Consider the following 19779-nt stretch of genomic DNA (forward strand, 5'->3'; position numbering starts at 1 on the left):
CGGTAAGCGCTGGCTCGGCAACGTTACAGCCCCAATTTCACGAAAAAACGGCAGACCACTGAACCGAGCCAAACACGATACCTGTGGGAGCGAGCTTGCTCGCGATGGGGGCATTACATTCAACATTGATGTCAACCGAGACACCGCTTTCGCGAGCAAGCTCGCTCCCACAGGGCCCTATGCCAATTTTGGGGATTTGCACTGCGCAACTTCTGCCGGTACCGCATTCGGGAGTAATCTGGCCGGCACACTCAATCGCCCGGAGAGCCCCCTCGGTATGGAACTTCATGTCGTGATCAATGGCCGCAAAGACCTGGCCGGTCAGTTGTACCAGCAACTGCGCGGCGCCATTGAATCCGGGCGTCTGGCCGCCGGCACCCAGTTGCCGCCCAGCCGTTTGCTCGCCGAGCAACTGGGGATCTCGCGCAAGACCATTTCCGACACTTACGCGCAACTCACCTACGAGAATTTCCTCACCGGCGTGATCGGCAAAGGCACTTACGTCAACGCCCGCTCGACGCCGGTCCAGCGCAAGCAAAGCCATTCAGAGCTGGCCAGTTCCGAAGTAATCGAGAGCTGGCGCAATCTGCCGGTGTTTCTGCGGCATCCGACGCTTGAGGGCTCGCTGCGCTATGACTTCATCGGCGGCGCCACCAGCAAGGGCCAGTTTCCCCAGGATGACTGGCGCCGCTGCGTCTCTCACGCGTTGCGGCAGATGGCCAATTCCAAAGGCTTCTACAGCGTGCCGGAAGGCCTGCCGGCGCTGCGCAATGCGATTGCCCGGCACATCGCGTTTTCCCGTGGCGTGAACTGTCAGGACGAAGACATCGTGGTGTGCAACGGCGCGCAACAGGCGCTTGATCTGATCACCCGCGTGTTGATTCGCCCCGGCAGTCTGGTGGCGATGGAAGATCCCGGTTACCCGCCGGCGCGGCTGTTGTTCGGCACTCACGGGGCGACGGTGGTCGGCGTGCCGGTGGATGCCGAGGGCATTCAGGTCGAGCGGATTCCCGAGGGCACGCGGCTGATCTACGTGACGCCGTCGCACCAGTTTCCGCTGGGCATGCCGATGAGTCAGGCGCGGCGCGAGGCCCTGCTTGAGCGGGCCCATGAGCTAGGCGCGATCATCATCGAGGACGACTATGACAGCGAGTTCCGCTACAAGGGCCGCCCGACCGATTCGCTGCACAAGCTCGATCAGCGCGGCATCGTCGCCTACGTCGGCACCTTCTCGAAAACCCTGTTGCCGGAGCTGCGCCTCGGCTACGCCATCCTGCCGCCAGCGATCCTCGAAGCGGTGATCCGCGCCAAGCAGCTCACAGATTTACACGCATCCACCCTGCCGCAATGGGCGCTGGCCAAGTTCATCGCCGAAGGGTGTCTGCTCAAGCACATCCGCCGCTGCCACACCATTTATGCGCAGCGCCGCGAGCGGATCCTGGCGCGCATGGCCACCGACCTGTCGCCGTGGCTGGAGGCCGTGCCGCCCAGCGCGGGGTTTCACATGGCGGTGTTCTGCAAGGTGCCGATCGACTTGCCGCTGGTGATCGAACTGGCGAAAAAGGTCGAAGTCGGGCTGTACGCCATCGATGGCTTCTATTACCAGCAGCCTGCAAGAAGCGGAATGTACTTCGGTTTCGGCGCCATCGAGACCTTGGACATCGACATCGCGCTGGATCGCCTGCGCGACATTCTGCAACAGGTCGCCTGATAGATTGGTCTAACGGATTACCCGCCGATTGGTTATTGGTGATCCGGGGGTGCAGGCCTATTCTGCACAGGCGTTATCCCTCAATGAGCAGGATTCGTCCGGCCTGATTCAGGAGTGTGAGCAATGTCCAACGAAGTGATCAACACCGTACAGGTGCAGGCTGCAGCCGGCCGATCGGAGGAGCTGGGGAAGCAGTTGCAGAAGATCGTCGAAACCCTGCGCGAAACGCCGGGCTGCGATTCCTACATGGTCGACCGCTGCCCCGAGGACAGTCAGCGCTGGACGGTCAGCGCCCGTTGGCAATCGGAAGCAGCGATGCAGGCACATTTCAATCGCCCGGAAGCCCAGGGCTTCATCGACCTGATCGACAGTCGTCTGGCCAATAGCGTGGATTTCAACAGCTTTCCTATCGTCTGATCCGCCGCCTTCGCGAGCAAGCTCGCTCCCACAGGGTTTCGTGCAGTTCACTAATAATATGAACGACACAGAACACTGTGGGAGCGAGCTTGCTCGCGAAGGCGTACTCGAAAGCGCAGAATCCCCCAGATTGGTCACCCGAACTTCCCGAATATTGGCCGTTTGAATACCCCGGCCCGCGGACTACTGTGATTACCGACTCCCCCACTTGAACAGGTGATCACCATGAAACCCCTGCACTTGCTTGCCGCCCCGCTCGCCGCTCTGGCCCTCACCATCAGCGCTTCGGCACTGGCCCACGGCACCGATTCCCCGTCCGAGAAAATCTCGGTGCTGCAGGATCAGGTGCTGAAAAACGTCCCCGGCAAAAAAGCCATGATGATCGAAGTCGACTACAAGCCCGGCCAGTCCTCGATCGCCCACAAACACGACGGCACGGCCATGGCTTACGTGCTTGAAGGTGAGATCGTTTCCCAGGTCAAAGGTGAGCAACCGGTCACCTACAAGAAGGGCCAGTACTGGTACGAGCCGGCCGGTTCCGAGCATTTGATCTCGAAAAACGCCAGCAACAGCAAGCCGGCCAAGTTGCTGGTGTTCATGGTGCTGTCGCCGGACGAGCAAGTGCTGATCCCATTGAAAAACTGATGGTTGTTTAACCAGCCATAAATAAAAGGCGCAAATGACTGATTTGTGCCTTTTTTATTGCTCGCGGCAATTAATCAAAGATGCTTACAGCCAATAAAACTATTGCATGACAGTCATTCAGCAAATTGTCAGGTTGTTTTCAGTTTGGCGGGAGTAGTCTGAGGCAACTGTCGCCGGTTCCATTTAATCAACCCCGACACCTCTGACTTTCCGACTGAAGTTGCTTCACGGGAGACTCACCATGAAACTTGCCTTTGCCAGTACTTTGGCGATATCGGTTTTAGCGTTGTCAGCCTGCTCCGTTCCTACCGCTCCAAAAGCGGTTTCCTCCCTCGACACGCTGCTCACCCAACCGGTCGGCCGCAGCAGCGCCACTCAGGTCAAAAGCGGCCCCGGTGTCTCGCTGGGCGTGGTCTACAGCCCGAGCACCCAGACCAACCGCGAATACCTGCGCGAGTATCAGGCCAACGCCGGCACCGGTTTCGGCCAGAGTTTATTGGTGCAGCCGATCCACGACGCCTACGTCGCCACCTCGAAACCGGACATGGCGGTGGATTGGGTGAAAGCCTCGCTGCAACGCCAGTTCGGCTCGGTGACGGTGTACCCGGACATGCAGAGCTTGCGTGCAGCCAATCCGGACGTGGTGGCAATCGTTGATACTCACAGCCAGTTGATTACCTCGCGCAGTTCGGACATCAAGGCGGATGTGAGTGCGGATTTTTATGACGGGAAGTTCAACTATATCGGTACGGCCAAGGGGACGGACGCCAGAGCCTTGAGTCCGTTATGGGCAGATTACAAACGTTCGGAAGATATCGTGGCAGATATTAATGAACAACAGAATGTGCAAGTCCGGGCGCTGCAGAAGTTTGACCAGTCGCTGAACGAATTGGTATCCAGCGATTCTGTGAGCATTTCGATGGAGCACAGTAAAACAGTAAATACAATGTAAGGTTCCTGAATAGGCACAAGCGAAATCTTGACTACCTTGAGCCCCCCGCCTCCTCTTGAGGCGGGGGCTTCATTCAACCGAAATTGAAAAACCTCAAGCGATCAACCCGCTCCAGATCTTGTTTATACGGTTTGTTGCATAGCTCGAATAGTTATGAAACAACACCTTGCCAGGCATAAAAAATGTAGCAAAAGAACCATGACTGCTATCTGTATATTGCAATACCCCGTCCCCCCCAAGGCTCTTATCGAGTGACCCGTTTGGCAGAAAGCGCAGGAACACTGCATTGAGCTCATTACCTGAACTACTGTCTACGGAGCCGGCAACCAAAAGCTTTCCATCAGGCTGCATGTATCCAGCATGCGCGTCCGTATTGCCGAAATTTACCTGGTACTCCTGAGGCTTGCCTGAATTGAACTGAATATTAAACTTGCCGTCCGATTCGAGACTTAACATCAAGGCGCGAAGGGATGTCCCGTCGAAGCTGCCACCCGTTGCAAAAATACGGTTATTGCCTTGTTGAGCAAGATGAGAAACAGCAAAATTTCTGCCATTCGGATCGCTGACCACAAGTCGACCGCTGACCGCAAAGGAGTTGTCGGGTTTTCCAGCTTGATCGAACTTGACAAACAAGGCGTGGCCTACACCCGCTGAGTCCCACACCTCCCCGGCACACAAATAACGACCGTCCGTAGTCTGCATGACACTCGTCAACGCCAACTCTCCACCTGTTTCCTGAACTTCAATATAGCCAACACCATTGAACTTCGTATCCAGCGCACCATCCGGCTCCAGCCGCACAACGTAAGAAACATTCCCGGATCGATAAACGAGCAAGACCTTTTCATCTGGCAGCACGATCGCTTGAACTCCAGCACTTTCACTACTTGACTTACGCGCACTTGGCGGGCGCACGCTCCCCCTTCCTGCTGGCGATGCAGGTAAGTCATGCACAATCGTCCCTTTATTTCCGAACCGGAGATCAAGATCGCCATTACTATCAAGTCGGGCCACTGCCAACTTCGGCGCAGAGACATCTGGAACTTTGTACTCACCTGCCAACAGAATATGAAGAACACCTTGAACGGGTTGTAACAGAATACTCTCGACACGGGAGTGATCTCTCCCGCCAATACTGGAAAACTGACCCGAAGCAAATCCGCCGTTTCCAAATTTCGTCACCAGACTTCCATTCGGAGTCAAACAAAAACATCCGAACTCCCACGTACTGGTTAACAATGCGGTGCATCCATAATAGGTATTTCCGTTCGTATCCTGGGCAATGGATGACACACCGATAGCCGTTGCACCAAGACTATTAGGTACATCAGTCCAACCGTTCTGGCCAAAAGCAGGATCCAGTGGACCAGGCGCAAAGCTTTGAGCATTCATAAGTTCACTCCCTTGAAAACGTAAGCGGTTGTTTTACGACTCCCCCAGCTTCAACCGTATCCTTAACGCGTGCCTACTGACAGAACTGACAGTACCGACGAATGGCACATTTTCAATCCACTTTAAATGTCAACTGTCAATTTTGACAGTTGACGACCCCACCTGCTGACTTTATTGATGACCTGGCAGTTTTGATGCACGGAGAAAGATTTCCAACCCTTGTAAAAACCAGGAACCAGTAAACATGAATATCATCGATCCGAAAAACGCAACAGGAACGTTCAGTGTCAAATTAGACACGACGGATTTTGTTCCGGACAAAAAATTCATTGAAAATATCATTCCCCACTTTGCCATTGGATGCGGCAAAACAGAAAATCCTCACCACACTCAATTACAGTTTGTGATGAAAACTCACCCACAAATTGGACAAAATAAATATTCACACAACGAAATAAATTCACCAGTGTTCATCTTGACTGATCACTCCACAGGAAACCAAACGACCTACGACGTGACTGACGGGACATTGACTTTCGATTACACGTCACTTTCAGGACGCGACGCAGTTAAAGGAAATTTTGATCTCATTGTTAAAAAAAACGGGGCTCAAGAACCCTCGACAAGTTTGAAAGGTGCGTTCGATTTGAAACGATAGTCGCGGTTCAATAAAAAAGCCCCGCCTCTTTCGAGAGCGGGGCTTTTTCATTCAACGGCTACTCAAGCAAGCTCAAGCTCCGCAGTCGCCGCAGCAGGCACGACCGCCTGACCACTGAGCGCCACGTCGTTCAGCTCGCGGTTGGCCACCGCGTACATGGCGTAGTCGGTGCCGCTGGCGGCACGGATCTCCACCAGCATCGCGCGCCAGCGTTCGATCATGGCGTCGTTCTGCTTCATCCACAGTGCCAGACGGGTTTCCACGTCCGAATCACCGCCGCCTGCTTGCAGAACGGCGATGGTGATCGCGCGTTGCTGCCAGTCGACGTCGTCGCGGAACGCTTCGCGGGCCAGGGCTTGCCAGTTGTTTTCAACCGGCAAGGCGCTGATCTGCGAGATGTACCAGGTGATGTCCAGCGCGCTGCCCACGGCGAAGTACGCCTTGGCCACTTCGGCTGGATCCTGACCGGTCACGTCGGCCGCTTCGATGATCGGCAGCAGCGTGTAGAGGTGGGTTGTACCCGCCACCATACGCGCCAGCAGCTCCGGAACACCGGCGGCGACGTACGCCTGATAACGCTCTTGCCAGTTTTCGCGGATTTCGCCGCTCAGCAGCTCGTCCAGCTTCAGGCCCAGCTCTTTCAGGTGCGGACCGAAATGCGCGACGTCACGGGCAGCGTTCTGCTCGTTGCGGCGGGCACGCAGGAACCAGCGCGTAGCGCGACGGCCCAGACGCATCAGCTCGTCCATCAGCTCCAGTTGCACGTCAGCAGAGACCTGGTAATCCAGCGCTTCGATCTGACGGAACCAGTGCGGGAGGTGGAAGATGTCGCGCACGATCACATAAGCGCCCGCCACGTTCGCCGGGGTCATGCCGGTGGACTCTTTGAGTCGTTGAACGAAGGTGATGCCCATGTGGTTGACCAGATCGTTGGCGATCTGGGTGCTGACGATTTCGCGCTTCAGACGGTGACGGCGCATGGCTTCGGCGAACTTGCTGACCAGGGTCGGCGGGAACGCGGTTTCCATGTCGCGGGTCAGGTAGTCGTCGTCCGGCACCAGCGAGTCCAGCAGTTGCTGCTTGAGGTCGATCTTGCTGTACGAGATCAGCACCGACAGCTCCGGACGGGTCAGGCCATGGCCTTCGGCAACGCGTTCGGCCAGTTGCTCTTCGGTCGGCAGGTACTCGATGGCACGATCCAGCTTGCCACGACCTTCCAGATCGCTCATCAGACGCTTGTACTCAGCGATGCGTGCGTAGGCACGGCGGGCCGCCAGGGACAGGGCCTGAGTCTGCTTGTAGTTGTTGCCCAGCACCAGACCACCGACTTCGTCGGTCATGCTTGCCAGCAACTGATCGCGTTGCTTGCCGGTCATATCGCCAGCCTGAACCACTTCGTTCAGCAGGATCTTGATGTTTACTTCGTGGTCGGAGCAGTCCACGCCACCGGCGTTGTCGATGAAGTCGGTGTTGGAACCGCCGCCATTGAGACCGAATTCCACACGACCCAGTTGGGTCATGCCGAGGTTACCGCCCTCGCCCACCACTTTGCAGCGCAGTTCGTTGCCGTTCACGCGCAGTGCATCGTTGGCCTTGTCGCCGACATCGGCGTGGCTTTCGGTGCTGGCTTTGACGTAAGTACCGATACCGCCGTTCCACAGCAGATCCACCGGCGCCTTGAGCAAGGCGTTCAGCAGTTCGGTCGGGGTCAGCTTGTCGGCCTGAATGTCGAAGCGCTCTTTCATCTGTGGCGAGATGGCGATGCTCTTCGCGCTGCGCGAGAAGATGCCGCCGCCTTCGGACATGATGCTGGTGTCGTAGTCGGACCAGGCCGAACGCGGCAGGTCGAACATGCGCTGACGCTCGACGAAACTGGTGGCCGGGTTCGGGTTCGGGTCGATGAAGATGTGCATGTGGTTGAACGCGGCAACCAGTTGCAGCTTGTCGGACATCAACAGGCCGTTACCGAACACGTCACCGGCCATGTCGCCCACGCCGACCACCGTGATGCTGTCTTCCTGGACGTTAATGCCGCGCTCGCGGAAGTGGCGCTGTACGCCAACCCACGCGCCCTTGGCGGTGATGCCCATTTTCTTGTGGTCGTAACCTGCCGAACCACCGGACGCGAACGCGTCACCCAGCCAGAAGCCGTAGTCGATGGCGATGCCGTTGGCGATGTCGGAGAAGGTTGCAGTGCCCTTGTCCGCCGCGACCACCAGGTACGGGTCATCGTCGTCATGACGCACGACGTTGGCCGGCGGCACCAGTTTGCCGTCCTTCAGGTTGTCGGTGATGTCCAGCAGACCCGAGATGAAGATGCGGTAGCAGGCAACGCCCTCGGCCGCGATCTCGTCACGGCTGCCGCCCAGTGGCAGGCGACGCGGCAGGAAGCCGCCCTTCGCACCCACCGGCACGATGACCGAGTTCTTCACTTGCTGGGCTTTTACCAGGCCGAGGACTTCGGTACGGAAGTCTTCTTCACGGTCGGACCAGCGCAGACCACCACGAGCAACGTTGCCGAAGCGCAGGTGCACGCCTTCGACGCGTGGCGAGTAGACGAAGATCTCGAACTTCGGAACCGGCTTCGGCAGCTCAGGAATCGCGTGCGGATTGAACTTGAAGCTGAAGTACGACTTGTTCTGGCCGTTGGCGTCGGTCTGGTAGAAGTTGGTGCGCAGGGTCGCTTTGATCAGGTCCAGGTAACGACGCAGGATGCGGTCTTCGTTGAGGACTTGAACGTCATCCAGCGCGGTCAGGATCGCCTGTTCCAGACGCTGTTGCTTGTCGTCCAGATCATCGCTGCCAAGCTTGCGGGCCAGGTAGAAACGGGTCTTGAACAACCGGGTCAGTTCGCGAGCGATGTCGGTGTGGTTGTTCAGGGTGCTGGCGATGTAGCCGAGGTCGAAGCCCAGGCGGATCTGCTTCAGGTAGCGAGCGTAGGCACGCAGCAGTGCGACGTCGCGCCATGGCAGGCCGGCGGTCAGCACCAGACGGTTGAACGCATCGTTCTCGGCATCGCCGCGCACGATGTGGACGAACGCGTCCTGCAGGGTGTCATTGAGCTGCTGGATATCCAGGTCCATGCCTTCGGCGGCAGTGAACGCGAAGTCGTGGATCCAGAACTCGCGACCGTTGGTGTGACGCAGACGGTACGGGAATTCACCCAGCACGCGCAGGCCGAGGTTTTCCAGGATCGGCAGTACGTCGGACAGGGCCAGCGGGGTATCGGCGTGATACAGCTTGCAGTGCAGCTCGCGCGGGCCGGAGGCCAGCGGCTGGTAGAAGCTCATGGCCAGCGGCTTCTTCTCGCTCAGGTTCAGCAGGTGCTGCATGTCGACCACGGCCGAATGCGCGGCGAAACGCTCGCGGTAGCCCGCCGGGAAGCCTTTCGGGAAGTCCGCCAGCACGTTGGTGCCGTTGGCTTCGCCGAAAGTTTCGACAGTCAGTGCGGCGTAGTCGTCCTGCCAGCTGCGGCAGGCCTGGATGACTTCGTTTTCCAGTTGCAGCGGGTCGATGTCGATGCGGTTTTTCGGGTCTACACGCAGGATCAGCTGCACGCGGGCCAGCACGGACTCGGAGAAGAACGTCCAGAATTCGCAGTCGGAAGCCTTCAGACGCTCCATCAGCACTTGCTGAATCTTCTGGCGGACTTCGGTGGAATAGATGTCGCGCGGCACATAGGCCAGGCAGTAGCAGAAACGACCGTACGGGTCTTTGCGCAGGAACACGCGGATCTTGTTGCGCTCCTGGATCTGCACGATCGACATCACGGTGCTGAACAGTTCGTCGACCGGCGTCTGGAACAGGTCGTCACGCGGCAGCACTTCCAGAACCTGGGCCAGTTCCTTGCCCAGGTGAGCCTTGGACTGGAAGCCGGAACGGCGCTCGATTTCTTCGACCTTGCGGCGGATGAACGGGATGACCCGCACGCTTTCGCCATACACCGACGAGGTGTACAGGCCCATGAAGCGGTGTTCCTTGATGACTTTGCCGTCGGCATCGATTTCGCGGATCGACACGTAATCCGGATACGCCGGGCGGTGTACGCGGCTCGGGTGTGCGGCTTTGGCGAACGACAGCAGTGTCGGCTCACGCAGGTAGTTCACTGCGTAGTCTTCGATATGACGGTCTTCGTTGGTCAGACCGGTGCGCAGCAATTTGGTCAGGCCGAGGAACGAGTTCTGATCGTATTCGATGTGGCCGCCGTCGGCCTGATCGACAACGGTGAACTCTTCGTAACCGAGGAAGGTGAAGTGGTTGCCCACCAGCCATTCCAGGAAGCTCTTGATTTCGGTCTTCTCGTCGGCATCGACGGCAAATGCGCTGTTATCGAGCCTGGTGAGGATTTCCTGCACCTTGGCCTTCATCGGCTCGAAATCGGCGACCGCGACGCGGACCTCACCCAGAACCTGTTCCAGTTCCTTGCTCAGCACATTCAGTTCGGCCGCGTTGGCGCAGCGGTCGATTTCCAGGTACATCAGCGATTCGTGTTGCACACCTTCGCCGGTCGAACCTTTTGGCAGGATTTCCAGCAACTCGCCCTTGTCGTTACGACGCACACTCAGGACTGTGGTCTGCAGGGTGTGGATGCTGTAGCCGCGGCGGTTCAGCTCGGTACGCACCGAGTCCACCAGGAACGGCAAGTCATGGTGCAGCACTTCGACCGCGGTGTGGGTCGACTGCCAGCCGTGACGTTCGTAATCGGGGTTGTAGACGCGCACTTGCGGTTGCGCGTGATCGAAGCGCTCAAGCAGGCGCCACGCAGAAAGAGTACAGCCAGCGAGGTCGGAGAGGCGACGTTGGGTCAGCTCGTCCAGGGAAATGATGCCGAAGAATTGTTCAGCGAACAGCGCCACTTGTGGCAGTGCCTGTTCACTGATGTGCTGCGCCAGTGCCGCTTGCAGTTGGTGCTGGAAGTCGGCTTTGCTGGCTGCGGTGAAGAACGCCATCTGTGGTACTCCGCTTGGGCTTGTTATTGATGGAAAGCGTCGCATGCAAAACCCCTTTCGGGGCGTCCTGTCGCCCTGTTCCTGAATCTCGGGCAGAGGAAACAGGGTGACAGGTGGGTGAAGCTGGACGAGACACTCGGGTCACATTCACCTTCCATGAATGGGCATCTGCAAAAACGACTGCCGGGGGCCGCTTCGGGGCCTGCGGCAATGCCTTTACGGGTGCCCATCCGTTGCGCAGCTTAATGGCTGCGACAATGTGTCTGCTTGCGGTGCTGCGACATATTCGGTCATTGGCACGTAAACGAAGGCTTGCGCATCGATAAACACTAGCATTCATGGGGCAGAATGCCGGTCTGAATCCCCGTTTTTACGGTACATGCGTGCCAGGAATGACCATTGACCTGTGTCGCGTTCACGACACATCCTCTGACACTCTCACATGCAGAAATTCCCGGGGGCTGGCAGAATCGCGCCCAATTGCGACCAACAAGCCCGCCGAGGCAGGAATTCCCCATGCAAATGACCACCGCCCTTTTGATCGTCAACCCGTGCGACGACGAAGAAGACAACATGGCCATGCTCTGCTGCCACAGCGACAAGGGCGAAATGTTTCTGATGAGCCGCTACCCGGACGAGGACGAGCTGGAGATCACGCTGGATGGCGAGCCGTCGACCCTTGATGGCGTCAAGGTCACCCTGAGCAAAACCCTGTTGAAGATCGAAATCGGCGCGGCGGATGCCGATGCGCTGAATGGCGATGATGTGCTGGAAATCACCTTCAATCCGGACATGGTGGATCTGGCCGAGGTCGAGGAAACCCTGAAGAACATTCTTGATGGTACTGGCACTTACATCAGCCAGATTTGATGGTGTCGGCACTGGCCCCTTCGCGAGCAAGCTCGCTCCCACAGTGACCGCGTTCTGTCAGGAGAACATGGTTCATTGTGGGAGCGAGCTTGCTCGCGAAAGGGCCCGAAAGAACAGCGCACTTCCCCCGCCCTACAAAATTCCAACAATTGCCCCGGTCATTTCCCGCACTTTGCGCAAAATGCCGTTAGTCGCCACCCCCTGCGATGGATTAAAGTAACGCCCCCAGCCCCGGCGTTATCCGAACGCCTGTGGCCACCCTTTCCAGGAACAGTCATCGATGGAACATCGTGAAGCGCTGCTGGCGCTGCGAACCTTTCTTTCAACGCAGATTCTCGGCCAGGAAAAACTCATCGAGCGTTTGCTCATCGCCCTGCTCGCCGACGGCCACTTGCTGGTCGAGGGCGCTCCGGGCCTGGCCAAGACCAAAGCGATCAAAGAGCTCGCCGAGGGCATCGAAGCCCAGTTCCATCGCATCCAGTTCACCCCTGACCTGCTGCCGGCCGACATCACCGGCACCGAGATCTATCGCCCGGAAACCGGCAGCTTCGTGTTCCAGCAAGGCCCGATCTTCCACAACCTGGTGCTGGCGGACGAAATCAACCGTGCCCCGGCCAAGGTGCAATCAGCCTTGCTCGAAGCCATGGCCGAACGTCAGGTCAGTGTCGGACGCAGCACGTATGAGCTGTCGCCGCTGTTTCTGGTGATGGCCACGCAGAACCCGATCGAGCAGGAAGGCACCTATCCGCTGCCGGAAGCGCAACTCGACCGGTTCCTGATGCACGTGAAAATCGGTTTCCCGGACGCTGCCGTCGAACGCCGCATCCTGCAACAGGCCCGTGGTGAAGCGCTGAATGGCGAAACCAAGCCCGAACGCCGGGTCAGCCAGCAAGCAATCTTCGCCGCGCGCAAGGAAATCCTCGGCCTGTACATGGCGGACGCCGTGGAGGAATACCTCGTGCAATTGGTCATGGCCACGCGCAACCCGGCCAAGTTCGACCCGGAAATGGCCGAATGGATCGCCTACGGCGCCAGCCCGCGTGGCTCCATCGCCCTCGACCGCTGCGCCCGTGCCCACGCCTGGCTGGCCGGTCGCGACTTCGTCAGCCCGGAAGATATCCAGGCGGTGCTTTTCGACGTGCTACGTCACCGCATCATTCTGTCGTTTGAAGCCGAAGCCGCTGGTATCGATCAGGATCGGGTGGTGCAACGGATTCTCGACGTCGTAGCCGTCGCTTGACCCCGATGAACGCCTCTTTGTCATCCGAACCCGGTATCCGCATCAGCCTCGCCGAGCTGATCGAGATGCGTCACCGTGTGCGCGAAGTGCAGCTGTTTTCCACGCCGAGCCAGCGCAGCCCGCTGATCGGCCTGCATCACTCCAAGTTTCGCGGGCGTGGTGTCGACTTCGATCAGGTGCGGGTCTATCAGGCTGGTGACGACGTGCGCACCATCGACTGGCGCGTCACCGCGCGCACTCAGGAACCCCACACAAAACTGTTTCATGAAGAACGCGAACGGCCGATTTTCATCATGGTCGAGCAAAGCACGCGGCTGTTCTTCGGCTCCGGGCTGATGTTCAAATCGGTATTGGCGGCGCAGGTGGCTGCGCTGATCGGCTGGGCGGCGCTCGGTCACAACGACCGGGTCGGCGGGCTGGTGTTCGGCGACAACGAGCATTACGAAATCAAACCGCGCCGCAGCAAGCAGAGCCTGTTGCAACTGCTCAACCGGCTGGTGAAGGTCAATCAGTCGCTGCACAGCGAGCGGGAGCCGGATCGCGATGCGTTTGGCGTAGCGCTGCGCCGGGCCCGCGAAGTACTGCGACCGGGCAGTCTGGTGATCGTGATCTGCGACGAACGCGCACTGTCCGACAGCGCCGAGCAACAGTTGAGCCTGCTGTCGCGTCATTGCGATCTGCTGATGCTGCCGCTGTCCGATCCGCTCGATCACGCCTTGCCTGCCGCCGGGCTGCTGAGATTCGCCGAGCGCGGCGCGCAGCTGGAACTCGACACCCTTAATTTCGATCTGCGCCAGACCTACCGCGCCCAGGCCGAAGCGCGCATCGCCCGCTGGGAATTGCTCGCGCAGAAGCTGCGCGTGCTGCTGATGCCGCTGAGTACCCAGAGCGAAATGGTCGAACAAATGCGCGAGTTCCTTAACCCGCAACGCCCGGGGAAAGGTCGATGAACGGCCTCGAACAACTGCAACCGTTGATCTCCCCTCCACCGATTCCCTTCTGGCCGCCGGCGCCGGGCTGGTGGCTGCTGCTTTTGCTGTTGCCGGTGCTCGGCTTCGTGGCCTGGCGCTTGCGGCGCTTTATTCCGATCAAGAAGAAACCGATCGTGCGCGCCGAACTGCCGCTCGACCCGGTGCGCATCGCCGCACTCGCCGAACTGGCGCAGATGCCCAAACCCTACGACGGCGCCCCGGCCGGGGCCTGGCTGCAGCAGCTCAACGGCCTGCTCAAGCGCCTGTGCCGCAACCACTATCCCTACAGCCAGAGCCATACCCTCAACGGCCGCAAATGGCTGGCATTTCTCGACAACCGTTGCCCCGCCGCCGGCCTGACCCGCTGGATGGTGCTCGTCGAAGGTGCCTACAAACCCGAGTGCAAACTCGACGACAAAGCCATCGCCGGCCTGACCCAGGCAGTCGACACCTGGATCCGCAAACATGTTTGAGTTCGCCTGGCCGTGGATTTTTCTGCTGTTGCCGCTGCCGTGGCTGATGCGTCTTGTGCTGCCGGTGGCTGACAGCGGCGAACCGGCGCTGAAGGTGAGTTTTCTGGCGGATCTGGAAGGCCTGGCCCGACGTCGCGCCCGCGCCAATCTGCCGGCCTGGCGACAGCAGGCGCCGTTCCTGTTGTTGTGGCTGTTTCTGCTGATCGCGGCTGCGCGCCCGCAATGGCTCGGTGAACCGCTGCCGATTGCCGCCAGCGGTCGTGATCTGCTGGTGGCCGTGGACGTGTCCGGCTCGATGGATTTCCCGGACATGCAATGGAACGACGAAGACGTCAGTCGCCTGTCGCTGGTTCAGCATTTGCTTGGTGATTTTCTCGAAAGTCGCGATGGCGACCGCGTTGGCCTGATCCTGTTTGGCAGTCAGGCTTACCTGCAAGCGCCGCTGACGTTTGACCGACGCACCGTTCGGGTCTGGCTTGATGAAGCGCGGATCGGCATCGCCGGCAAGAACACCGCCATCGGCGACGCCATCGGCCTGGCTCTGAAGCGCCTGCGCATGCGTCCGGCCCAGAGCCGGGTGCTGATTCTGGTCACCGATGGCGCTAACAATGGCGGCGAGATCGACCCGTTGACGGCCGCCCGACTGGCTGCCAGCGAGGGCGTGAAAATTTATCCGATCGGTATCGGCGCCGATCCCGAAGAAAGCGGCACCACGGCGCTGCTCGGCACCAATCCGACCCTGGATCTCGACGAACCGGCGCTCAAGGCTATTGCCGACGTCACCGGCGGCCGCTATTTCCGTGCCCGCGATGGCAAGGAACTGCAGGCGATCAAGGACACACTCGACCAGCTCGAACCCGTGACACAACAACCCACCCAGGCGCGCCCGGCACAGGCGTTGTATCAGTGGCCACTGGCGTTCGCCCTGCTGCTGAGCCTGCTGCTGGTGGCCCGCGTGTTATGGCCCGACAACCCGCTGCAACGACTGTTCACCAATGAGCTGTACCTGCAAAGCCCCCTGCCTGACTGGCGCGACCGCCTGAAGCGACTGCGCTTGCGGAGGCGTCGATGATCGCCCTGTGGCCGCACTGGTTCCGCCCCTGGTGGCTTCTGCTGCTGCCGGTGCTCGGCTGGCTGATCTGGCAGCTCTGGCACCGGCAGAAACGTGCCGGGCGCTGGCAGATGATTTTGCCTCCGGCCTTCCATGCCACGTTGCTCAGTGGCGGCAGCGGTCGCGACAGCAAGTTGCCGTGGGTCGCCCTGAGCGTGGCCTGGCTGCTGACGATTCTGGCGCTGCTCGGGCCGAGCTGGGAGCGGGTTGAACAGACCAGCCAGAAACCTGCCGATCCATTAGTGGTGGTGCTGGAGCTGACCCCGGAGATGCTCGCCACCGACTCGCCGCCGACGCGACTGGAACAGGCCCGGCGCAAACTGTTCGATCTGTTGCAGGCGCGCAGCGATGCGCAAACCGCCATCGTCGTCTACGCCGGCAGCGCCCACACGCTGGTGCCGCTGTCGGATGACCTGGCGACCAGCCGCAATTTGCTCGATGCGCTGAAACCGTCGCTGATGCCGGAAAGTGGCCATCGTGCCGACCTGGCGGTCGGCAAAGCGCTGGCCCTGCTGAAACAGGGTGCGCTCGGTCAGGGCCGGATTCTGCTGATCGGCTCCTCGCTTGACGAAATGGAGCGCCAAGGCATTCGCCGCGCACTTGGCGGCCAATCGGCACAACTGTTGATGCTCGGCGTCGGCACCGCCGAAGGTGCGCCGATTGCCCAAGAGGACGGCAGTTTCCTCAAGGACGAGCAAGGCGCGATTCGCGTACCGCAACTCGACAGTCCGGGCCTGGCAACGTTTCTCAACAGCGTCGGTGGCGAATACCACCCTGCCCGCCTGGACGAAGGCGATCTCGGCGCCCTCGGCTTGCTCAACGGTCCGCGCAGCCTGCGCGACGACGGCCAGACCGTGCGTCTGGATACGTGGGCCGATCAGGGTTACTGGCTGCTGTTGCCATTGTTGTTGCTTGCCGCGTGCGCCGGGCGCCGCGGCTGGTTGTTCTGCCTGCCCTTGCTGCTGTGCCTGCCGCAACCCGGCTACGCTTTTGATTTTGAGGACTTGTGGTTGCGTCCGGATCAACAGGGCCTGCATCTGCTCAAGCAGAAGCGCCCGGCTGAAGCTGCACGACATTTTGACGATCACCAATGGCAGGGGGTGGCGTTGTACGAGGCCGGCGACTACAGTGGCGCCGCCCAGCGCTTTGCCGAAGGTAGCGATGCCCGCGCCCATTACAATCGCGGCAATGCCCTGGCGAAAAGCGGTGAGCTGGAAGCGGCGATCGATGCTTATGAGCAGGCGCTGGAACTGCAACCGGATTTGCGCCCCGCGCAGACCAACAAGGCGTTGCTGGAAAACCTGCTGAAACAGAAAAACGCCCCGCCGCCAGTTGAACCGGATAACAAGCCGGCGCAGCAGAACCTGCCGGGCGACGAACCACCGCCCCCGACGGCTCCGCCGCCCGCCGTCAAAAGCGAGACCCACAGCGAAACGCAAGCGCAAGAGTCGCCCGGCGAACCACCGCCCACCACCCCGCCGTTACCGGGTGCGAACGAATTGCCGGACAGCGACGCGGACAAGGAACAGAACACAGAGCCCCAGTTGCACCCTGACGAAAGCAACCTCGAAGGCGAGCAACGACAGGCGCTGGAACAATGGCTGGGCAAAATCCCGGACGATCCGGGCGAACTGTTGCGACGCAAATTCTGGTACGAACAGCAACAACATCAGGATCAGGAAAACATTCGATGACCCGTTTCACCGCTCTCTTGCTGCCCCTGCTGATCTGCACGGCCACCGCCCAGGCGGCCGAGCTGACAGCCAGTGTGGATCGCAGTCGCCTGAACTCCGGCGAGACGGTCGAACTCACCCTCGAATCCAACGATGTCACGCAGTTTGGCAAACCGGATCTGAGCCCGCTGGAGCCGCTATTCGAGGTGCGCGGCACACGTCAGGTCAACCAGTTGAATACGCTCAACGGTGACAACCGCGCGACTACTCGCTGGATCATCACCCTGCTGCCGAAACAGAACGGAAGCGTGGAAATCCCGCCGCTGAAACTGGGTGAAGTCGAGAGCCAGCCGATCACCGTACAGGTGGTCGAGAGCGATACCCGTGAAGAAAAAAGCGCCGGTGAACCGGTGTTCATCGAAGCCAGCCTCGACCAGACCAGCGTGTACGTACAGGCCCAGGCCATCCTGACTTTGCGCATCTACCATTCGGTGTCGCTGTACGACGACAGCAGCCTGACACCGTTGCAGATCGCCGATGCCCGTATCGAACAACTGGGCGACATGCGCACCTACGAAAAAGACATCAACGGTGTGCGCCATGGCGTGATCGAGATGCGCTACGCGATCTATCCGCAGCAAAGCGGTTTGCTGACCATCGCCCCGCAGACGTTCAGCGCAACGCTGGTCGACACCCAGCCTGCGCAGGACGCCACAGCGCAGGGACCGAAACCCGGCAAACTGATGCGGGTCAGCTCCGCAGCGACGTCGCTGACGGTCAAACCCAAACCGATGACCTATCCCAGCGATGCGCCCTGGCTGCCGGCCCGCAGCCTGACCCTGAGCGAAAGCTGGAACCCGGAGCCGGAGCACACTCAGGTCGGCGATTCCCTGACCCGCAGCCTGACCCTCAAGGTCGAAGGCCTGGCCAGCTCGCAACTGCCTGCCCTGCCCGCCACCGAAGCCAACGGCCTGCGTCGCTATCCGGATCAACCGGTGCTGAACAATCAGAGCAGCGACCGCGGCCTGATCGGCATTCGTGAGGAGCGCGAAGCGTTGGTGCCCAGTCGCAGCGGCTCGATCGAGTTGCCAACGGTGGACGTGGTCTGGTGGAACACCTTCGAAGATCACCTGGAACACACCAGCCTGCCGGCGCGCACCCTGCAAGTGGCGAACAACCCGAGCCTGCAAGTCGACACCCCGGCGGGCAATACACAACCGCTCTACGGCGCTGACAGCGAAGCACTGTGGTGGTGGAAACTCAGCACCTTCGCGTTCGCCTGTACCACCCTGCTCGGCTTCGGCCTCTGGTGGCGCGCCCGTTGGCAACCGGCAATCCTGCGCGCCGCACAAACCGGCCCGAGCCCGCGCACCCTGCTCGACGACATCAAGCGCGCCAGCCAGGCCAACGACCCCCACGCCACCCGCCAGGCCCTCGACGCCTGGGCCCGTCAGCAGCCGGAAACCCTGGCGGATATGGCGGCGCGGTTTGTGCCGCTGTCGGATGCGCTCGACGGACTGAATGGCGCGCTCTACAGCGAGACAGGGCTGCATTGGCAGGGTGAAGATCTGTGGCGGGCGATCCGGACGATTCCGACAGCGGAACGGGTGCAGGATCCAGTTGGGGATAGTGGGTTGCCGCCGCTTTATCCGAAATAGGATTGCGATAAGTATCGCTGAGGGCGGCAATTGAAAAGACTCAAAAAGAGGGCTTCAAATGCTGACCTCGCCTCATCGCAGGTCAGCATTAAGGACCAAAAAGGGGACAATTTAATTAAATAAATCTGCCCCCCTTTTCTACTCATTCAATAATTAAACTTCGTCCGCACCTGCTCCCCTTCACGATAAGACAGAATAAAAGACTTCCATAGCTCACCGCGCTTGATTGCATTCGCCCTTAATCGCTCCACCAAAAAATAGACCTTTGAATCATCAAAATCGGCTTCCGCACTCCAGCTTTCTGAACCATTTTTCTCAACACAAAGTTCTGTCTCCATATGGCTTTCACCAACTTCGACATGATAGTGAAATGCGTCATATCCTTGAACGATTCCAGCCTCAACGATCTCAAAAACCTCTTTGATAATTTCGAAGTCTTCAGCAATCAATTTATGATCTCCGGAATTTGATTGGCTTCATTTTTAAACACTACGGTTTTAACCTTGTCATCAATTGTGTAGCTCAGCCTCAACGAACCATACAAAGCGGGACCATACAAAGCGGGACAGATTTAAATTAAAAAGGGGACAAATTTATTAGATCAAAATAAATCCGCCCCCCCTTTTTTAGCCTAAACAAAACACCTGCTTCTTATATCCCTGCATCATTCATAGTTAAACTTAGTTGTGACTTGCCCACCTTCACGATAGGACATGACAAAAGACGACCATGGCTCACCACGCCGAACCGCATTGGCTTTTAGTTCTTTCACCAAAAAATACAGATCTGAAATATCAAAATCAATTTCCGCATCTATCACACTGACACCATCCTTTTCCACTGCCAGTTCGGCTTCCATATAGCTTTCACCCACTTCCACCTCGTAGCGAAATGCATCATAGCCATGAACCATTCCGCCTTCGACCATCTGAAAAATCTTTTTCACGATCTCTAAATCTTCCGTAATCACTCTATTACCTCTGGAATTCTTCGTATACAAAGGGGACTATACAAAGGAGACAGATTTATTTAATCAAATAAATCTGCCCCCTTTTGAAT

The 19779-nt window shown here is 58.9% G+C and carries 16 protein-coding genes; 12 read left to right on the forward strand and 4 right to left on the reverse strand.

What is annotated here, in order from left to right; genetic code table 11:
- Nucleotides 1-277 precede the first annotated feature (277 nt).
- The 4 genes from N8H71_RS06255 to N8H71_RS06270 all read left to right on the forward strand — a co-directional run bounded on the left by N8H71_RS06255 (nucleotide 278) and on the right by N8H71_RS06270 (nucleotide 3725).
- Entirely contained in the window at nucleotides 278-1711 is a 1434-nt protein-coding gene (locus N8H71_RS06255; protein WP_262193314.1) for a PLP-dependent aminotransferase family protein, read from the forward strand.
- Between the two features lie 123 nt (nucleotides 1712-1834).
- Nucleotides 1835-2128 (forward strand): putative quinol monooxygenase, encoded by a 294-nt coding sequence (locus tag N8H71_RS06260; RefSeq protein WP_085690341.1) that lies wholly within the window; start codon nucleotides 1835-1837, stop codon nucleotides 2126-2128.
- A gap of 225 nt (nucleotides 2129-2353) precedes the next feature.
- A complete protein-coding gene (locus N8H71_RS06265) occupies nucleotides 2354-2773 on the forward strand; it encodes a cupin domain-containing protein (RefSeq protein WP_262193315.1) in 420 nt (139 codons plus the stop codon).
- A 241-nt stretch (nucleotides 2774-3014) separates the two neighbouring features.
- Nucleotides 3015-3725: an ATPase gene (locus N8H71_RS06270; RefSeq protein ID WP_262193316.1), complete on the forward strand. Its 711-nt coding sequence runs from the start codon at nucleotides 3015-3017 to the stop codon at nucleotides 3723-3725.
- A 93-nt stretch (nucleotides 3726-3818) separates the two neighbouring features.
- Here the strand turns inward: N8H71_RS06270 and N8H71_RS06275 are convergent, their stop codons facing one another.
- Nucleotides 3819-5117, reverse strand: a complete 1299-nt coding sequence (locus N8H71_RS06275; protein ID WP_262193317.1) for a hypothetical protein — start codon at nucleotides 5115-5117, stop codon at nucleotides 3819-3821.
- A gap of 244 nt (nucleotides 5118-5361) precedes the next feature.
- Here N8H71_RS06275 and N8H71_RS06280 point away from each other — a divergent pair, with 244 nt between their 5' ends.
- Nucleotides 5362-5775 (forward strand): hypothetical protein, encoded by a 414-nt coding sequence (locus N8H71_RS06280; protein ID WP_262193318.1) that lies wholly within the window; start codon nucleotides 5362-5364, stop codon nucleotides 5773-5775.
- A gap of 62 nt (nucleotides 5776-5837) precedes the next feature.
- Here N8H71_RS06280 and N8H71_RS06285 read toward each other — a convergent pair whose 3' ends face one another.
- Nucleotides 5838-10724 carry an NAD-glutamate dehydrogenase gene (locus N8H71_RS06285; RefSeq protein WP_262193319.1) on the reverse strand — a complete coding sequence of 1629 codons (4887 nt, stop codon included), beginning with the start codon at nucleotides 10722-10724 and terminating at the stop codon, nucleotides 5838-5840.
- A gap of 516 nt (nucleotides 10725-11240) precedes the next feature.
- Between N8H71_RS06285 and N8H71_RS06290 the strand changes: the two genes are divergently transcribed.
- The 7 genes from N8H71_RS06290 to N8H71_RS06320 all read left to right on the forward strand — a co-directional run bounded on the left by N8H71_RS06290 (nucleotide 11241) and on the right by N8H71_RS06320 (nucleotide 18720).
- A complete protein-coding gene (locus N8H71_RS06290; RefSeq protein WP_262193320.1) occupies nucleotides 11241-11594 on the forward strand; it encodes a hypothetical protein in 354 nt (117 codons plus the stop codon).
- Between the two features lie 280 nt (nucleotides 11595-11874).
- Entirely contained in the window at nucleotides 11875-12834 is a 960-nt protein-coding gene (locus N8H71_RS06295) for an AAA family ATPase (protein ID WP_085690337.1), read from the forward strand.
- Between the two features lie 5 nt (nucleotides 12835-12839).
- A complete protein-coding gene (locus tag N8H71_RS06300; protein WP_262193321.1) occupies nucleotides 12840-13784 on the forward strand; it encodes a DUF58 domain-containing protein in 945 nt (314 codons plus the stop codon).
- Nucleotides 13781-14278: a DUF4381 domain-containing protein gene (locus N8H71_RS06305; protein WP_262193322.1), complete on the forward strand. Its 498-nt coding sequence runs from the start codon at nucleotides 13781-13783 to the stop codon at nucleotides 14276-14278. Before N8H71_RS06300 ends, N8H71_RS06305 begins: the two co-directional genes overlap by 4 nt.
- Nucleotides 14271-15350, forward strand: a complete 1080-nt coding sequence (locus N8H71_RS06310; protein WP_262193323.1) for a vWA domain-containing protein — start codon at nucleotides 14271-14273, stop codon at nucleotides 15348-15350. The genes N8H71_RS06305 and N8H71_RS06310 overlap by 8 nt, the downstream gene beginning before the upstream one ends.
- On the forward strand, nucleotides 15347-17083 hold the full coding sequence (locus tag N8H71_RS06315) for a tetratricopeptide repeat protein (protein WP_262193324.1): 1737 nt from the start codon (nucleotides 15347-15349) through the stop codon (nucleotides 17081-17083). The genes N8H71_RS06310 and N8H71_RS06315 overlap by 4 nt, the downstream gene beginning before the upstream one ends.
- Entirely contained in the window at nucleotides 17080-18720 is a 1641-nt protein-coding gene (locus N8H71_RS06320) for a BatD family protein (protein WP_262193325.1), read from the forward strand. The genes N8H71_RS06315 and N8H71_RS06320 overlap by 4 nt, the downstream gene beginning before the upstream one ends.
- Before the next feature lie 146 nt (nucleotides 18721-18866).
- Here the strand turns inward: N8H71_RS06320 and N8H71_RS06325 are convergent, their stop codons facing one another.
- Both N8H71_RS06325 and N8H71_RS06330 read right to left on the reverse strand, forming a co-directional pair.
- Complete coding sequence (locus N8H71_RS06325) at nucleotides 18867-19169, reverse strand: hypothetical protein (RefSeq protein ID WP_262193326.1); 303 nt, start codon at nucleotides 19167-19169, stop codon at nucleotides 18867-18869.
- A 215-nt stretch (nucleotides 19170-19384) separates the two neighbouring features.
- Nucleotides 19385-19690, reverse strand: a complete 306-nt coding sequence (locus tag N8H71_RS06330) for a hypothetical protein (protein ID WP_262193327.1) — start codon at nucleotides 19688-19690, stop codon at nucleotides 19385-19387.
- Nucleotides 19691-19779: the final 89 nt, after the last annotated feature.

It is taken from the genome of Pseudomonas koreensis (assembly GCF_025447595.1).
GTDB classification, from domain to species: domain Bacteria; phylum Pseudomonadota; class Gammaproteobacteria; order Pseudomonadales; family Pseudomonadaceae; genus Aquipseudomonas; species Aquipseudomonas koreensis_H.

What these genes read in the sequence shown, in the direction of transcription:
- N8H71_RS06290 (WP_262193320.1), top strand. Translation starts at nt 11,241, where the DNA reads ATGCAAATGACCACCGCCCTTTTGATCGTCAACCCGTGCGACGACGAA.
- N8H71_RS06275 (WP_262193317.1), bottom strand. Translation starts at nt 5,117, where the DNA reads ATGAATGCTCAAAGCTTTGCGCCTGGTCCACTGGATCCTGCTTTTGGC.
- N8H71_RS06315 (WP_262193324.1), top strand. Translation starts at nt 15,347, where the DNA reads ATGATCGCCCTGTGGCCGCACTGGTTCCGCCCCTGGTGGCTTCTGCTG.
- N8H71_RS06265 (WP_262193315.1), top strand. Translation starts at nt 2,354, where the DNA reads ATGAAACCCCTGCACTTGCTTGCCGCCCCGCTCGCCGCTCTGGCCCTC.
- N8H71_RS06270 (WP_262193316.1), top strand. Translation starts at nt 3,015, where the DNA reads ATGAAACTTGCCTTTGCCAGTACTTTGGCGATATCGGTTTTAGCGTTG.
- N8H71_RS06305 (WP_262193322.1), top strand. Translation starts at nt 13,781, where the DNA reads ATGAACGGCCTCGAACAACTGCAACCGTTGATCTCCCCTCCACCGATT.
- N8H71_RS06260 (WP_085690341.1), top strand. Translation starts at nt 1,835, where the DNA reads ATGTCCAACGAAGTGATCAACACCGTACAGGTGCAGGCTGCAGCCGGC.
- N8H71_RS06280 (WP_262193318.1), top strand. Translation starts at nt 5,362, where the DNA reads ATGAATATCATCGATCCGAAAAACGCAACAGGAACGTTCAGTGTCAAA.
- N8H71_RS06255 (WP_262193314.1), top strand. Translation starts at nt 278, where the DNA reads ATGGAACTTCATGTCGTGATCAATGGCCGCAAAGACCTGGCCGGTCAG.
- N8H71_RS06320 (WP_262193325.1), top strand. Translation starts at nt 17,080, where the DNA reads ATGACCCGTTTCACCGCTCTCTTGCTGCCCCTGCTGATCTGCACGGCC.
- N8H71_RS06310 (WP_262193323.1), top strand. Translation starts at nt 14,271, where the DNA reads ATGTTTGAGTTCGCCTGGCCGTGGATTTTTCTGCTGTTGCCGCTGCCG.
- N8H71_RS06300 (WP_262193321.1), top strand. Translation starts at nt 12,840, where the DNA reads ATGAACGCCTCTTTGTCATCCGAACCCGGTATCCGCATCAGCCTCGCC.
- N8H71_RS06295 (WP_085690337.1), top strand. Translation starts at nt 11,875, where the DNA reads ATGGAACATCGTGAAGCGCTGCTGGCGCTGCGAACCTTTCTTTCAACG.
- N8H71_RS06285 (WP_262193319.1), bottom strand. Translation starts at nt 10,724, where the DNA reads ATGGCGTTCTTCACCGCAGCCAGCAAAGCCGACTTCCAGCACCAACTG.